This is a genomic window from Corallococcus macrosporus DSM 14697, from assembly GCF_002305895.1.
Taxonomy (GTDB): Bacteria; Myxococcota; Myxococcia; order Myxococcales; family Myxococcaceae; genus Myxococcus; species Myxococcus macrosporus.
The window spans coordinates 8,141,605-8,156,715 of sequence record NZ_CP022203.1 but is presented as its reverse complement, the minus strand read 5'-3'; the positions used below and the strand labels follow the sequence as shown (position 1 = coordinate 8,156,715).

15 protein-coding genes are annotated in these 15,111 nt (G+C 70.6%); 12 read left to right on the top strand and 3 right to left on the bottom strand.

The window, feature by feature from the left end; genetic code table 11:
* The first annotated feature begins 207 nt into the window (after window positions 1-207).
* The 5 genes from MYMAC_RS33095 to MYMAC_RS33075 all read left to right on the top strand — a co-directional run bounded on the left by MYMAC_RS33095 (window position 208) and on the right by MYMAC_RS33075 (window position 3,527).
* Window positions 208-945, top strand: coding sequence for a MotA/TolQ/ExbB proton channel family protein (locus tag MYMAC_RS33095; RefSeq protein ID WP_013937501.1), 738 nt, complete (start codon window positions 208-210; stop codon window positions 943-945).
* A gap of 122 nt (window positions 946-1,067) precedes the next feature.
* Window positions 1,068-1,556 carry an ExbD/TolR family protein gene (locus MYMAC_RS33090; RefSeq protein ID WP_013937502.1) on the top strand — a complete coding sequence of 163 codons (489 nt, stop codon included), beginning with the start codon at window positions 1,068-1,070 and terminating at the stop codon, window positions 1,554-1,556.
* A gap of 25 nt (window positions 1,557-1,581) precedes the next feature.
* Entirely contained in the window at window positions 1,582-2,166 is a 585-nt protein-coding gene (locus MYMAC_RS33085; RefSeq protein WP_013937503.1) for an ExbD/TolR family protein, read from the top strand.
* Window positions 2,167-2,255: 89 nt separating this feature from the next.
* Window positions 2,256-2,915, top strand: coding sequence for an HAD family hydrolase (locus MYMAC_RS33080; RefSeq protein WP_095960952.1), 660 nt, complete (start codon window positions 2,256-2,258; stop codon window positions 2,913-2,915).
* 24 nt (window positions 2,916-2,939) lie between these two features.
* A complete protein-coding gene (locus MYMAC_RS33075; protein ID WP_095960951.1) occupies window positions 2,940-3,527 on the top strand; it encodes a putative glycolipid-binding domain-containing protein in 588 nt (195 codons plus the stop codon).
* A gap of 13 nt (window positions 3,528-3,540) precedes the next feature.
* Here MYMAC_RS33075 and MYMAC_RS33070 read toward each other — a convergent pair whose 3' ends face one another.
* Entirely contained in the window at window positions 3,541-3,762 is a 222-nt protein-coding gene (locus tag MYMAC_RS33070) for a DUF5683 domain-containing protein (protein WP_043712729.1), read from the bottom strand.
* A 240-nt stretch (window positions 3,763-4,002) separates the two neighbouring features.
* On the opposite strand from MYMAC_RS33070, the gene espC reads away from it, so the two are divergent.
* A complete protein-coding gene (gene espC / locus MYMAC_RS33065) occupies window positions 4,003-6,411 on the top strand; it encodes a serine histidine kinase EspC (protein WP_204817888.1) in 2,409 nt (802 codons plus the stop codon).
* A 167-nt stretch (window positions 6,412-6,578) separates the two neighbouring features.
* Here espC and MYMAC_RS33060 read toward each other — a convergent pair whose 3' ends face one another.
* Window positions 6,579-7,568, bottom strand: a complete 990-nt coding sequence (locus MYMAC_RS33060; protein ID WP_013937508.1) for an alpha/beta hydrolase family protein — start codon at window positions 7,566-7,568, stop codon at window positions 6,579-6,581.
* Window positions 7,569-7,867: 299 nt separating this feature from the next.
* Between MYMAC_RS33060 and MYMAC_RS33055 the strand changes: the two genes are divergently transcribed.
* The 6 genes from MYMAC_RS33055 (at window position 7,868) to MYMAC_RS33030 (ending at window position 14,154) form a co-directional block, all read left to right on the top strand.
* A complete protein-coding gene (locus tag MYMAC_RS33055; protein WP_013937509.1) occupies window positions 7,868-8,524 on the top strand; it encodes an LON peptidase substrate-binding domain-containing protein in 657 nt (218 codons plus the stop codon).
* An 81-nt stretch (window positions 8,525-8,605) separates the two neighbouring features.
* On the top strand, window positions 8,606-10,498 hold the full coding sequence (gene nadE, locus MYMAC_RS33050) for an NAD(+) synthase (protein WP_095960949.1): 1,893 nt from the start codon (window positions 8,606-8,608) through the stop codon (window positions 10,496-10,498).
* A gap of 165 nt (window positions 10,499-10,663) precedes the next feature.
* Window positions 10,664-11,860, top strand: coding sequence for a hypothetical protein (locus tag MYMAC_RS33045; protein WP_204817124.1), 1,197 nt, complete (start codon window positions 10,664-10,666; stop codon window positions 11,858-11,860).
* A gap of 150 nt (window positions 11,861-12,010) precedes the next feature.
* A complete protein-coding gene (locus MYMAC_RS33040; protein ID WP_043710096.1) occupies window positions 12,011-12,334 on the top strand; it encodes an FKBP-type peptidyl-prolyl cis-trans isomerase in 324 nt (107 codons plus the stop codon).
* A gap of 13 nt (window positions 12,335-12,347) precedes the next feature.
* Window positions 12,348-12,725, top strand: coding sequence for a thioredoxin (gene trxA / locus MYMAC_RS33035; RefSeq protein WP_013937513.1), 378 nt, complete (start codon window positions 12,348-12,350; stop codon window positions 12,723-12,725).
* A 193-nt stretch (window positions 12,726-12,918) separates the two neighbouring features.
* Window positions 12,919-14,154 (top strand): hybrid sensor histidine kinase/response regulator, encoded by a 1,236-nt coding sequence (locus MYMAC_RS33030; RefSeq protein ID WP_095960947.1) that lies wholly within the window; start codon window positions 12,919-12,921, stop codon window positions 14,152-14,154.
* Between the two features lie 7 nt (window positions 14,155-14,161).
* On the opposite strand, the gene MYMAC_RS33025 is transcribed toward MYMAC_RS33030, so the two are convergent.
* Window positions 14,162-15,049 carry a hypothetical protein gene (locus MYMAC_RS33025; RefSeq protein ID WP_239989168.1) on the bottom strand — a complete coding sequence of 296 codons (888 nt, stop codon included), beginning with the start codon at window positions 15,047-15,049 and terminating at the stop codon, window positions 14,162-14,164.
* Window positions 15,050-15,111 lie beyond the last annotated feature (62 nt).

Sequence of the window (15,111 nt, the reverse complement as noted above, 5' to 3'; positions counted from 1 at the left end):
AGGGGGCTGAGCGCAAAATTCCTGTGAGATTTCAGCACTTAACGGCGCTGGGCCTGCCTTGACACCCCAGACGCCCATTCCTAAAGTCGGCACACCGTTTTCAACATCCATTCCTGCCGCCCAACCGGGTGGACCGTCCGCTCGGGGGGACGTCAGGTCTGGAAGGTCCGCTGGAGCGGGCCAAGCTGCCTGTGGAGGCAACACTCGATGAACCTGGCGTCTGTGACGAACCTGACCGTGCTGGCGAATGTCGGCGGCCCTCAGCGGGGCTTCTTCGAAGAAGTCGCCATGCGCTGGGAGGCCGGCCAGTGGGGTATGTACCCCATTGCCGCCTGCCTCATCGTGGCACTCGCCATCATGGTCGAGCGCAGCATCATCCTTTTCGGCAAGGCCTCCATCAACAAGGAAGCCTTCCTGCGCGGCCTGAAGAAGCACATCTACGCCGGTGACCTGGACAAGGCCATCAACTACGTGGCCGGCCAGAAGTCCACGCCGCTGACCAACGTCATCAAGGCCGGCCTGATGAACGTTCCGAAGGGCAACGACGAGGTCCAGGCCGCGCTCGACGAGGCCAGCCTCCGCGAGACGCCGAAGATTGAAGCCCGCACCGGCTACCTGGCCATGCTCGGCAACGCGGCGATGCTCGCCGGGCTGCTCGGGACGGTGTCCGGTCTCATCGCCTGCTTCGAGGCCGTGGCCAACGTGAACCCGGCCGACAAGGCGACCATTCTCGCCAACGGTATCTCCGAGGCCATGAACTGCACCGGCTTCGGTCTGCTCACGGCCATCCCGGCGCTGATCGCCTTCTCCGTGCTGACGGGCCGCACGCAGAGCCTCATCAACGACATCAACGAGACCAGCGTCTCCGTCCTCAACCTCATCGTGGCCAACAAGGACAAGTTCAAGAACCTGAACGTCCCCACGTCGGCCCGCGACGACGAGTAGGAAGTCCTTCGGGAACCCGGAGTCCGGGCGCGCTGTCCTGTCCCCACGGGTGTGGGGACGCGCGGCGCGCTCCCATCAGTCTCACCGGCGCTCAGTGAGCGCGGCCGAAGGAGAAGAACGCCATGGCCGGCGGAATGGACACAGGTGGAGGGAAAGGCGGCAAGAAGTCGCTCGACACCTCTATCAACCTCACGGCTTTCATCGACCTGATGGCGGTGACCATCAGCTTCCTCATCATGACGGCGGTCTGGACCCAGATTGGCCGGCTCCAGGTTTCGCAGGCGGGTGGCCCCTCCACGGAGGAGGAGCAGCAGCAGGAGGAGCAGACCAAGACGGTCCAACTCAACCTGCTCATCACGCCCACGGAGCTGCGGCTGTCCGCGGACCAGAGCGCCTTCGAGCCGATTCCCCTCACCAAGGACGCGAAGGGCAAGACGGACCTGTCCAAGCTGGTGGCGCGCTTCAAGGAACTGAAGGCGCAGCTTCCGGACCAGTCCGCCATCACCCTGCAGCCTGAAGACAAGGTCCGCTACGAGGACCTGGTCCGCATCATCGACGAGTGCATCGGCGCGGGGCTGCCCCAGGTGTCGGTGTCCGCGGCGATGGGCTAGCCGCTCACGGAGCACACGACACGTCATGGCCATTCAGGTTCCAGGCAAGCGATACGGCAAGCGGCTCCAGCACTCCAAGGTGTTCGGGCACGGCGCGACCGCGAAGAAGAGCGGTTACTCCGACCTGCTCATCACCCCGCTGGTCGACATGTTCATCATCATCGTGCTCTTCCTCATCGCGAACTTCTCCGCGACGGGCGAGGTGCTGATGATGACCAAGGACATCGAGCTTCCCGAGGCGGTCAACGTCCAGGAAGTGGAGATGCACCCCGTGGTGATGGTCTCCGGCGAGCAGATCAGCGTCTCCGGCACCATCATTGGCCGGGTGGAGGACTTCACCAAGGACGAGTACCTCAACATCCCGTCGCTGGAGGAGAAGCTCCGCGACATGAAGAAGCAGTACGAGGACCTCCACTCCATGGCGCAGGACACGGCCAACACCTTCAAGGGCGACATCAACATCCAGGCCCACAAGGACGTGGAGTACTCCATCATCAAGCGGGTGATGTTCAGCTGCGCCACGGCGGGCTACAACAACATCAACTTCGCGGTGATTACGGCCGGTGGCGGTGACGCTGAGAAGGAAGCCAGCGCCAAGGCCACCCCGTAGCTTCCAGGTGAGAAGAGGGCGCTCAGCCCCGCGACGCCCTGGTCCTCGTGGCCAGGGCGTTTTCGTTCCGGGAAGAAGGACCCCTGCTCATGCTGCTCCGTGCCGTCATCTTCGACTTGGATGGGACCCTGGTGGACTCGCTGGGGGACATCGCCGACGCGACGAACCACGCGCTGGCCCACCACGGCCTGCCCACCCACCCGGAGTCCGCCTACCTGCGCTTCGTGGGCAGCGGTGTCCGGGAGTTGATTCGCCGCGCGGTGCCCGCGGGCCAGGACGCGCTCATCGAGCCGGTGCTGGCCACCTACAAGGCCTACTACGACGACCACCTCTTCGACCGCACCGTCCACTATCCGGGCATCCCGGAGCTGCTGGCCGCGCTGGCGGAGCAGGGCGCGCGGCTGGCGGTGCTCAGCAACAAGTCGGACGGCTTCGTGAAGCGGCTGGTCGCGCGTCTGTTGCCGCGGGTGCCCTTCGCGGCCGTGTACGGCGAGCGGCCGGAGCTGCCGCGCAAGCCGGACCCGGCGGCGGCCCTGGCGCTGGCCTCGGAGCTGGGCGTGCCGCCCTCGGCCTGCGCCTTCGTGGGGGACTCGTCCATCGACATGGACACGGCGCGCGCGGCGGGGATGTACGCCGTGGGCGTGGCCTGGGGCTTCCGGGAGGTGCACGAGCTGCGAGCCCATGGCGCTCGCGCGGTGGCCGCCACCGCGGCGGAGTTGCTGTCCGCGCTGCGGGACGCCAGGCCCTGACGCTTTGAACAGGAGGGAAGGCCCATGAACGCCGAGGTATCGCATCACGGGATTCGCGCGTTGGTCTGGCGGCGGTTGCTGTCTCCCGGCAGTGAGTACTTCGAGCTGCGAGCGCGTCCAGAGGGCTGGGTGCTCGCGGGCTCGGTGGTGTTCGTGGATGGCGGGCTGCCGCACTTCGTGGAGTACACCGTCACCACCAACGCGGCGTGGGAGACGCAGACGGTCCACGTGCTGCGGCGCAACGGAGACGGCGAGGCCCGGCTCCAGCTCCGCGTGGACGGGGAGCGGCGCTGGTGGAAGGGCGACGAAGAGGTGGCCCACCTCCGGGGCTGCCCGGACATCGACGTGGCGTGCACGCCGTCCACCAACACGCTGCCCATCCGCCGGCTCGGGCTGGCCGTGGGACAGGCGGCGGACGTGCGCGCCGCGTGGCTTCGCATCCCGAGCCTCGCGCTGGAGGTGCTGCCCCAGCGCTACACGCGGCTGGCCGAGACGCGCTACCGCTACGAGAGCAACGGCGGCCGCTTCGTCGCGGAGGTGGACGTCGACGCGGATGGGGTGGTGACCCACTATCCGCCTGGCTGGGAGCGCGTCGCCGTCACCGGGGGATGACGCCGGGGCCGCGTTACACGACCGTGACCCTGAACTTCTCCTTGTCCTCGGCGCGGTTGTGCGCGGTGACAGCGGCGACGATGTGGCACACCCAGCCCAGACACCCACCGGTGCCAATCCAGAAGCCCGGGGTGATGATGAGCCAGAACAGGCCTCGGAGCAGGTCCCCGTTGTAGATCTGCCCCACGCCGGGGATGAGGAAAGACAGCAGGGCTGCGATTGCGGGACGCGACATGGTGCGGGTGACCCCCTTGTCCTCTCCTACGGGCCAGTTCCGAAACCATTGCACTTCGCCTATCGGCTCCTGGACGCTTGCCCTCCCGCCAACCCGGGGGCAGGTGCATTACCGCGGGTGCCCCGGCTAGCATGGCCCTCAGATACCCGCCGGGTCGGCGGGCGGGTGTCGGGGGGATGGGTCATCTTCGGGCTGCTCCGAGCCACCGTACGTGGAGTCCAAGGCCGGCATCTGCTGGAGATGCTGGGCCTGGCCGTCGTGTATCTCCTGGCGGGCGCCCTGGGCCAGAAGGTGGTCAGCGTGGGCAACATCAGCCCGGCCTGGCCTCCCGCGGGCGTGGCGCTGGCGGCGCTGGGGGTGCTGGGGGTGTCGCGCTGGCCCGGCGTCTTCGTGGGCGCGTCCCTCATGGCGTTCCTGTCGGGCGCCTCCGCCGCGGCCGCGCTTGGCGTGGGGGTGGGCAACACGCTGGCGGCGGTGCTCGGCCTGGGCCTGCTGCGGTGGGTGGGCTTCGACAAGGGGCTGGAGCGCATCCGCGACGTCGTCGCGCTGTGCGCGGGAGCGGGCGCCCTGTGCCTGGGCGTGAGCGCCGTCGTGGGCACCGCGAGCCTCGTGCTGGGCGGGCGGGTTCCCTGGAGCTCCCTGGCGGCGGGCCTGCGCGTGTGGTGGGTGGGGGACTTGATGGGTGTGCTGGTGGTGGCGCCGCCGCTGATGTTGTTCCGGCGCTGGGCGTGGCCACGGCGGGGCGGAGAGGCGGTGGTGCTGGCGAGCCTCACCACCGTGCTGGGGGGCGCCATCTTCTTCATGCCCGAGCTGCCGCACAGCGCGGCGCACGCGGCGACCTTCCTCCTCTTCCCCATGTCCGCCTGGGCGGCGCTGCGCTTCGGTCCCCGGGGCGCGGCGGCGGCCACGCTGTGCATCTCGGCCGCCTCCATCGTGGGCACCGCGCGGGGGCACGGGCCCTTCGCCACGGATGACCTGACGCAGGACCTGTTGGTGTTGCAGCTCTTCATCGCCACCAACGCCGTCACGGGGCTGCTGCTGGCGGCGGCGAGCACCGAGCGGCAGCGCGCCATCGGTCAGCTCCAGCTCCTGGGCACCACCGTGCGCAGCGTGCACGAAGGCGTCCTCATCGCCGAGGTCCGCGGTGGGGGCGCGCTGCGCACCGTGTTCGCCAACCAGGCCCTGTGCTCGCTGCTGGGGTACCGGCTGGAGGAGCTGGTGGGGCAGGACCCGTGCGCGCTCTACGGGGCGCAGGGGCCGGAGTTCCGCCAGCGCACGCGGCAGTCGCTGCTCGCGGGCGAGCCGGTGTTCGCGGAGGTGCAGTTGACGCGCAAGGAGGGCGACCTCGTGTGGAGCGAGGTGCTGCTGTCCCCGGTGCGCGCCACGGGCGAGGACACCACCCACTTCGTGGCCACCCACCGCGACATCTCCGCCACCAAGGAGCTCCAGGCCCGCCTGGTGGCCGCCGAGCGCGTGGCCGCGGTGGGGACGCTCGCGGCCGGCGTGGGGCACGAAATCAACAACCCGCTGGCCTACCTGGTGCTGAACCTGGAGGCCGCCGAGCGTGGCCTGACGCAGGGCGGGATGACGGGCATGCGCGAGGCGATGTCCAGCGTGCGGGGCGCGCTGGAGGGCGCCGAGCGCATCCGCCTCATCGTCCGGGACCTCCAGGTGTTCAGCCGGCAGGAGAACCAGGACCGGGGGCTGGTGGACCTCAACGCGCTGGTGCCGCCCGCGGTGCGCATCATCAGCCATGCGCTGCGCGGCCGCGCCCGGCTGGTGGAGGAGTTCGGGCCGGTGCCGCGCGTGTCGGGCAGCGAGGCCCGGCTGGGGCAGGTGCTGCTGAACCTGCTGGTGAACGCGATGCAGGCCATCCCGGAAGGCAACCCGTCGCTGAACGAGGTGCGCGTGCGCACCAGCACGGATGCCTCCGGGCGGGCCCGCGTGGACGTGGTGGACAGCGGCGCGGGGATTCCCGCGCACGTGCTGCCGCGCATCTTCGAGGCCTTCTACACCACCAAGTCCAGCGGGGAGGGCACCGGGCTGGGGCTCGCCATCTGCCAGCAGATTGTCCGCGCGCATGGGGGCGAGCTGGAGGTCCGCAGTGAGCCCGGCCGGGGCTCCGTCTTCAGCGTGCTGCTGCCGCCCGCGCGGGTGCAGGCGCCCGCGCCGCCTCGGCCGTTGCCGCGCGTCAGCCCGCCGCAGCCGCCGCCCGGGGCCCGGCGCGGCCGGGTGCTGGTGGTGGACGACGAGCCGCGCCTCGCGCAGTCCATGCGGCTGCTGCTGGAGCCCTTCCATGACGTGGTCACCACCACGCGCGGCGGCGAGGCGCTGGCGCTGGTGGACGCGGGCCACCGCTTCGACGTCATCCTGTGTGACTTGCAGATGCCGGAGACGGACGGCGCCGCCGTCTACCAGCACCTGTGCGCCCATGCGCCGGACCAGGCCGCGCGGGTGGTGTTCATCTCCGGCGGGGCCTATACGCCGGAGTCCCGCGCGTTCATCGACTCCGTGCCCCTGCGGGTGCTGGAGAAGCCGGTCCGCCCGGACGTGCTCATGGGCACGGTGGACGCGGCCCTGGCGGCGGGAGCGGAGCCGAGCGGGGCAGACGCGTCACCCGCGGCGGCCGTCGGCGGCGCGCGTCACTGAGGCGCGCGCTCACGCCGCGGCGTCCACCCGCGCCCGTGAATCCCGGAGCCATGCAGCACCGCGGCAGCCCTCGCTCCGGGGCGTGCGCTCACGCTGAGCCATCCACCCGCGCCAGTGAATCCCAGAGTCATGTAGCACCGCGGCAGCCCTCGCTCCGGGGCGCGCGCTCACGCGGCGGCGTCCACCCGCGCCAGTGAATCCCGGATGGCGGCGCACAGCGCGGCGCGCTCGGTGAAGAGCGCGGTGACGTGCCCGGCGTCCACCCAGCGCAGCTCGCTCCGGGGCCAGTGCGCGTGCAGCGCCAGCGTTTCGTCGCCGGGCACGAACCCGTCACGCCGGCAGGCCACGAGGACGGCGGCCTCCGGCTGCCGGGGCGGCGGGAAGCGCGTGAGGTTCGCCAGGTCGAAAATCCTGCCCAGCCGGAGCCGGGCCTGCTCCGCGTCGCGCCGGGGGCCATCCAGCAGCGCGAAGGCGATGGACCAGGACAAGAGCCCCTGCGTGAAGACCGGGACGGGCGACGCACCGGCCGCGAGCGCCGCCACCGCGAGCGGCTCCGGCACGACGGCCGCCGTCAGCGCCGCCATGTAGCCGCCCATGCTGTAGCCCGCCACGCCCAGGCGCGCGTGCCCTTCGCCGCGCAGCCACGCGAGCAGGGCGCGGGCCTCGTCGACCATGCCCAGGTTCATCAAGACGTGGTCACTGACGGTGCGCAGCGCGCCGCCCTTCTGCCCCACGGGCCGGCGCAGGCCGTAATAGGGGTTCTCCAGCAGGAACAGGTCCAGCCCTTCCCGCGCCAGCGGCGCGTACATGCGCTCCCGCAGCGAGAAGCCTTCCTCGCGGGACGCGGCGAGCACGACACAGGCCCCGCGCGAGGGCCCCTGCCCCGCGCTCAGCCACCGCACATGGGCCGTGCGCGCCGCCACGTCGAGCCGTGCCAGCGGCGAGGGGAAGGTCCCATCCCGGACCCGCAGGCCGCGCTGGAGCCGGGGCGCGCTCCATTCCGGCGCGATGGGCAAAGGCCGCTCCTGGAACGGCGCGGCCGCGGCGACCTCTTCGAGGAACGCCTCATCCCCCCAGCCCTGGGAGAAGAGCCGGGCGCGGCGGGACAGGCCCGCGAAGAGGACGTCCACCGGATGGGTTCGCAGCACCCGCGGCATCCTACGCCCCCACCCTCGACACCGCGACCCGCGGAACCGGGGGATTGAATCAATGGGTTCAAGGGGTGTTCCAGCCGCCGCCTCGGGGAGGGGCCTGGCTCCGCCAGGGAGGGCCTCCAGCCCGAGGAGGTCCGGGCGTTCTGGGGCACCCGCGGCGGTGTTTCCATTCCGACACCATGCGCTGTCACGCGGGACTGGCGCGGCTTCTCCCGCGCATGGTGGGGCCCGGGCGTATCATTCCCGGAATCGTTAGGAATGCGGCTGGGGGGAGCCGGGCTTATCACTCCAAGGTGCCCCCCATGACCGCTCAAGAACGCATCGAGCGTGCCGCCAGCGCGCTGAAGGTCTTCCCCCTCCCGTCGGCGGTGCTGTTCCCGCACACCGTCATCCCGCTGCACATCTTCGAGCCGCGCTACCGGGCGCTGGTCCGGGACGCGCTGGCGGGGGACCGCGTCCTGGCGCTGTCCCAGTTGGAGCCGGGCTGGGAAGGCAACTACGGGGGCAAGCCGCCCATGCTGCCCATGATGTGCGCGGGCGTCATCGTCTGGGACGAACAGGTGGAGGAGGGGCGCTACAACATCCTCCTGCAGGGCGTGAGCCGCGTCCGCATGACGTCCGAGCTGACGACGGAGAAGGCCTACCGCGAGGTGCTCGCGGAGGCGCTGCCGGACGTGCCCTACGAGGGCCCGGAGGAGGAGCAGCTCCGGCAGGCCGTCTTCGAGCTGGCCGGCCGTGTCCCGCCGTCCTTCGCGGAGAACCTGCTGCCGGTGGCCGCGCGGGCCCAGGGCGGCATGCTCGCGGACGTGGTGGCCTCCGCCGTCATCCCAGAGCCCGAGCGGCGGCAGGCGCTGCTGGCGGAGCTGGACGTGCGCAAGCGCCTGGAGGGCGTGCTGGAGGACGTGGGGGCGCTCATCGGCAGGCTCCAGCCCCTGCGGCCCACCGGCCCCTTGAACTGAGCGGGTTGCGCTTGCCTTGTCCGGCGGGCCGCGCATTGCTGCGCGCCGGACGCGTCATCGAAAGGGACGGGAGCAACAACCATGCGGCTCGTGAAGCTCGGGCTTGCCAGTGTGAACACCACCGTGGGGGCCTTCACCCGGAACACGGACAGGGCGCTGGCGTTGGCGGGGAAGATGGCGGCGGAGGGCGTCACGCTGGGCGTCTTCCAGGAGCAGGTCATCGCCGGCTACCCGGCGGAGGACATGGTGCAGTGGCAGGGCTTCATGGACCGCCAGTGGCCGGAGCTGGAGCGCTTCGCGCGTGAGACGGCGTCGCTGTCCACCGTCTTCGTGGTGGGCGTGGGCGTGGCGCACCAGGGCCTGCGCCTCAACTGCGCGGCGGTGGTGGCCGGCGGCCGCATCCTGGGCCTGGTGCCGAAGGAGAAGCTGCCCACCTACAGCGTCTTCTACGAGGCGCGCACCTTCGGCCGGGGCCAGCCGGGCATGGCGGAGGTCCACCGGGGCGTGCCGCTGGGGGACTACCTGTTCCGCTTCGACTTCGGCGTGGTGGCCCCGGAGGTGTGCGAGGACATCTGGAGCCCGGACGGCCCCATGCGGCGGCGCGCGTACTCCGGCGCGGAGCTGGTCGTGAACCTGTCCGCGTCCCCCTTCCGGCTGGGCTTCGTGGAGACGCGGCGCGAGCTCATCGCCACCCGCGCGGCGGACCACCAGTGCACCATCGCCTACTGCAACGCGGTGGGCAGCAACGACGGCCTCATCTTCGACGGCGGCGGCTTCCTCAACCAGAACGGCCGCCACATCATGGAGACGCCGCGCTTCCAGGAAGGCTACGCGTCCGCGGTGGTGGACCTGGACCGCACCCTGCGCCTGCGGGCGGAGGCCACCACCTGGCGCGTGGACCGCGAGTCGTGGCTCGCCAGCGGTGGCCAGGCCGTGCCGGTGCTGGACTGCACCCAGGCGGTGCGGACGCGGCGCGAGTCGCTGAAGTACCCGGTGCCCGCGCACCGCAGCTTCTTCCTGCCGTCCCCGGACACGCGCCGCACCGCGCGGGACGCGCTGTGCGAGGACATCCTGGACGCGCTCGCCCTGGGCGTGGGCGACTACTTCGAGAAGACGCGCGCCTTCAAGGTGCTGGGCATCGCGCTGTCGGGCGGGCGGGATTCCCTGCTGACGCTGCTCATCGCGCACCGCTACGCGAAGCGCGCGCGGCCGGAGGACCCCGGCTCGCTCATCCAGGCGTTCTACATGCCCAGCCGCTACTCCAGCGACGCCACGCGCGAGGCGGCGGAGACGATTGCGCGCGAGCTGGGCGTGGCCTTCCAGGTGGTCTCCATCGACGAGGCCTTCGAGCGCGAGCGCGACGTTGCCAGGACGATGCTGGGCGGCAAGGACGTCACGCCGATTACGGAGCAGAACATCCAGGCCCGCCTGCGCGCCCAGCGCATGTGGAACTGGAGCAACTCCTGCGGCGGGCTCTTCCTGCAGACGGGCAACATGAGCGAGAAGTCCGTGGGCTACACCACCATCGGTGGCGACCTCATGGGCGCGCTGGCCGTCATCGCCAACGTCCCGAAGACGGTGGTGATGTACCTGCTCGACTACCTCCAGGACACCACGGGGTACGAAGGCATCCGCAGGGTGCTGGCCAGGCCGGCGGGGCCGGAGCTGGCGCATGACCAGGTGGGCGAGGACGAGCTGATGCCCTTTCCCATCCTGGACGCCTGCTTCTACCTGTACGGCAGTGAGAAGCTGACGCCCGCTGAAATCCTCCAGGCGCTCACCGCCATGTTCCCGGAGGTGGAGGCGGCCCGGCTCGGCGGCTACGTGGAGAAGTTCGTCCGCCTCTTCCAGCAGTCCATCTACAAGTGGGTGCAGTCTCCGCTGTCGCTCCACATCGGCAACCTGGACCTGGACCGCGAGCGCGCGCTGCAGCTCCCCGTCGTCACCGGCGCGGAGTGGATGCGGCAGGGGTAGCACGCGGTCATCCGCTGCCCGCATCGCACAGGTGTGGGCAGCCCACCACGCCCGGTGGGCTGCTCCCCGGGCAGTTACCCCCGGGGGTGAGCGCCGTTGCCGCGCCTTGCCGGATGTCGCGCGGGAAACAACCTTCATGTCTGCCACTCGACGATGGAGGCATGGATGAAAGCGAAGATTCTGGCGGGCGCCGTCGCGGCGCTCATGTACGGAGGCGTCGCCGTTGCCGATGACGGCGACTGCCCGCCACCGCAGGCCAGCACCAGCCAGAGCGAGCAAGGGACGATGGTGGCCCAGTCGCAGGAGGATGACCTGATGGGGGACGACATGCTCCAGGAGGATGACGTCATCATCCTGGAGACCGAGCCCGTCCCCGACGTCTCCGGTCAGCAGGGCGGCATGGGCACTGGTGGCAGTGGCACGCAGGGCATGGACGACGCGGCCATGGGCGGCAGCGGCCAGCAGCCCTCGGGCGCCCAGGGCGAGGTGTACATGAACGTGCCCGTCCGCTGCGAGCCCGTGGGGCAGCAGCAGGGCATGGGAGGCAGCGGACAGCAGGGCATGGGAGGCAGCGGCCAGGAGTCCATGACGCCGCCTCCCGCCGCGCCCCAGGGCACGCATGACAGCGAGCAGCTCGTGGTGCCGCCGGCGCCGCCGATGGGCACGGGCGGCAGCGGGCAGCCCTCCACGCAGCCTGTCTACCCGGAGCCGGAGTCCGCGTACCCGCCTCCGGAGGACGCCACGGGCGGCAGCGGCATCGCCACGACGCCGCCGCCCTCCAGCTTCCAGCCGTCGGCCGAGCGCGCCGAGCCGCTGGAGGTGGAGAAGCGTGAGGACAAGAACAAGATGAAGGGCCTCTCCGTGATGCTGGGCGGTGGTGTGGAGGGTTACACCGGCGCGCTGGCTCCGCAGCTCAGCCCTGGCGCCACGGCGGGTGTTCGCGCGGCCATCAAGCCGTCCAAGGTGCTGGGGCTCGAGCTGGGCTACACCGGCGCGCTGAACAACATCCGCAACGCGGAGACGGGCGCGAGCGGTCCGGACCTGGTCCGTAACGGCGGTCAGGCCGTCCTGACGCTGGGCATCGCGCCCACGGCGTGGCAGCCGTACCTGCTGGGCGGCATCGGTATCAACGACTACAACTTCCGGGGCGGCGAGTCCCTGGGGTACCGCGATGACACCGTGGGCAACGTGCCCGCGGGGCTGGGGCTGCGAGGCCACGTGGGCCACTTCGTCGTGGACGCGCGCGCCAACTACAACTTCCTCTTCGACAAGGACTTCGCCCCGGGCATCGACCCCGCCGGCGGTGACTTCGAGGGAGGCGGCAGCTACCAGGGCACGGTCAGCATCGGCGGTACCTTCTGACGCGGACCCGAAGCCCCTGGTGACTCAACCTGGAAGCGGCGGCGCGGTGCCCGATAACGGACGGGCCCGCGCCGCCGTGCTTTCAAGGGGGGCACGGGCGCTGCGGGCGCGCTAAGGTGCCGTCCTTTCACGCAGGCAGAGGAGTGTTGGATGGGTTTGAATGTGGAAGACGTGAAGGTGGGCACCGGCGCCGAGGCGACGTCCGGTAAGTCCGTCACCGTGCACTACGTGGGGACGCTGACCAGCGGCTCCAAGTTCGACAGCAGCCGGGACCGGGGCCAGGGCTTCACGTTCCGCCTGGGCGCCGGGCAGGTCATCGAGGGCTGGGACAAGGGCGTGGCCGGCATGAAGGTGGGCGGCGTGCGCAAGCTCACCATCCCCCCGGAGATGGGCTATGGCGCGCGCGGGTTCCCGCCCGTTATTCCCCCCAACTCCACCCTGCTGTTCGAGGTGGAGCTCCTGGACGTTCGCTGAAAGCGAGGACCTGATGGCGGCGGTCGAAATCACCAAGGACAACTTCAAGGAGACGGTGTCCAAGGAGGGCATCGTCATCCTGGACTGGTGGGCGTCGTGGTGCGGCCCCTGCCGTGCCTTCGCGCCCATCTTCGAGCAGACCTCGAACAAACATCCGGACATCGTCTTCGGGAAGATTGATACGGATGCCCAGCAGGAGCTGTCCGGGGCGTTCGAGATTCGCTCCATCCCCACGCTCATGGTGTTCCGTGACGGGATTCTCCTGTTCGAGCAGCCAGGGGCCCTGCCGGCCGCCGCGCTGGAGGACCTGCTCAAGCAGGTGCGGGCGCTGGACATGGAGCAGGTCCGCAAGGAAGTCGCCGCCAGGCGCGGTGAGCCACCGCAAGCCTGAGGGCCGTCTCCCAGACATCAGGAGGAGGGGGCCGGTGGCGTGTTCGCCGCCGGCCGCCCGCCGCGCCGCTTCGGCCTGACGTGCTGGAACGTGGCCGTCCCGGGGGCTGTTGTGGAGACGTGGCACGCAGCGGTCAGGCCCGGACGGGCCGGCCGGCGGAGGCCGCTCCATTCCCGCCCCACACCAGGATTCGATGCCGCACTCCGCTTTCCGAGACCCACCCGGGGATGACACGCCGCGCGCGCGCATCCTCCTGGTGGATGACACGCCCGCCAACCTGCTGTCCCTGGAGGCCATCCTGGAGCCGCTCGGCCAGGAGCTGGTGCTGGCCCGCTCCGGCGAGGAGGCGCTGCGCGAGCTGCTGCGCGGAGAGTTCGCCTGCATCCTGATGGACGTGCAGATGCCGGGGCTGGACGGGCTGGAGACCGCGCGCCTCATCCGGGCGCGCGAGCGGACGCGCTACCTGCCCATCCTCTTCATCACCGCGCTCCACCGCGAGGCGGCCTTCATCACGAAGGGCTACGCCCAGGGCGCGGTGGACTACCTGCTCAAGCCCGTGGACCCGGACATCCTGCGCACCAAGGTGCAGGTCTTCGTGGACCTGTACGTGCGCGGTGAGCAGGTGAAGCGGCAGGCGGTGGAGCTCGTGGAGCGGCGCCGGGCCGAGGAGGCGGCGCAGCGCGCCTCCGAGCTGGAGCAGCAGCTCATGGGCATCGTCGGCCATGACCTCCGCACGCCCCTGTCCGTCGTGCTGACGACGGCCAAGAGCCAGCTCTCCAGCGGGGCGCTGGAGCCCGCGCAGCAGAAGGCCTTCGAGCGCGTGGCGCGTTCGGGAGAGCGCATCCAGCACATCGTGGACCTGCTCACGGACTTCACCCGCTCTCGCCTGGGGGACGGCATGCCCGTCATGCCCCGGGCGGGCGACCTCAACGAGGTGTGCCGCGAAGTGGCGGACGAGCTGCAGGTGGCCCGCCCGGGCCGCCTCATCCGGTGCGACTTCTCGCGCGACAGCCTGCACGGCGTCTGGGACCTGGAGCGCATGGCCCAGGTGGTGGCCAACCTGCTGGACAACGCCCTGAAGTACAGCCCGGAGTCGTCCGACGTCCGCCTCTCCACCTGGGAGAAGCCGGACGTCGTCTTCCTGGAGGTCCACAACGAGGGCGCGCCCATCCGCCGGGAGCTGCTGCCACACCTGTTCGAGCCCTTCCGCCGGGGGGACGCCTCGCGGGCGCAGGCCCGGACGAGCCTGGGGCTGGGGCTCTACATCGCCCGCGCCGTCGTCGAGGCGCATCGGGGGCGGCTGACGGTGCGCTCCTCGGAAGCCGGCGGCACCACCTTCCGCCTCTGCCTGCCCCGGCGGGCGGACGCACGGCCGCCCGTCAGCCATGCCAGCGAGGCGGACGGGGCCCCCGCGCCCATGTCGGCCTGAGCCGCCGTCACTTCACCACGGTGCAGACGCCGCCGCCGTTGAGGTGGGCCTGGTCCACCACGCTCTGGGTGATGAACTCCTGGAGCGTGCGGACGTCATACGCGCCGGGCTGGTAGATGACGGGCTGGCCCTGGGCGTCGCGCAGCTCGTTGCCGTCGCGGTCCCGGAGGTCGGTGAGCGCCTGCGTGGCGAGCCCCTCGGGGGTGACGACGTGGTCCTCGCCCGCGGTGGCCGCGATGGCCTCGAAGCGGAGCTGCACGCCCCGGTGCGTGCCCAGCCTGTCGTAGAACATGTGCTCGGCGTGGATGGTGACCTCGGGCCGGGCGATGGAGCCCTCGGGCACGACGATGCCCTGCGTGCCGTCCGCGCCGTTGATGCAGTTGTTCATCAGCGCGTTGACGGGGAAGCCCATGCGGAAGCGCAGCACGGGCTCGTTCTGCTTCGTCGCGTGGCCCTCCACGTAGTAGCTGAAGCCGCGCTCGCGCATCATCGCCAGGTCCTCCGCGGAGACCTGTCCGTCCGCCAGCTCGGTGCGCGCCTCGGGAGGGCTCACCCGGAAGCCCACGTCCCAGCGGCCCGCCGGAACCCCCGTCAAGTCCACCAGGGGGATGTCGCCCTTCTGCACGTCCACCAGCACATGGCGGCTGCTGGTGTGCGTCTCCCCGGACGCGGAGGTGAGGGTGACGTCGCCCAGGGACACCAGGTAGCGGGTGAACTGGATGGACCAGCCGTCCTGGAAGAGCGTGTCCGGAAGTCCACGCTGCGTGCCATCACCGCCGCTCATCGTGACCTGGACGTCGCCCGTGGCCACGTTGTCACAGGCCGTGCCCGCCAGGCCCCAGGCCACCAGGGCCGCGCACCACCACTTCCGGGACTGTCGCCGCTGCGTATTCATGCAATGGGTAGTTAATTGCAACATGGTTGCGAGTCAATTGGAGCTGTGGTGTATCTGGGGTG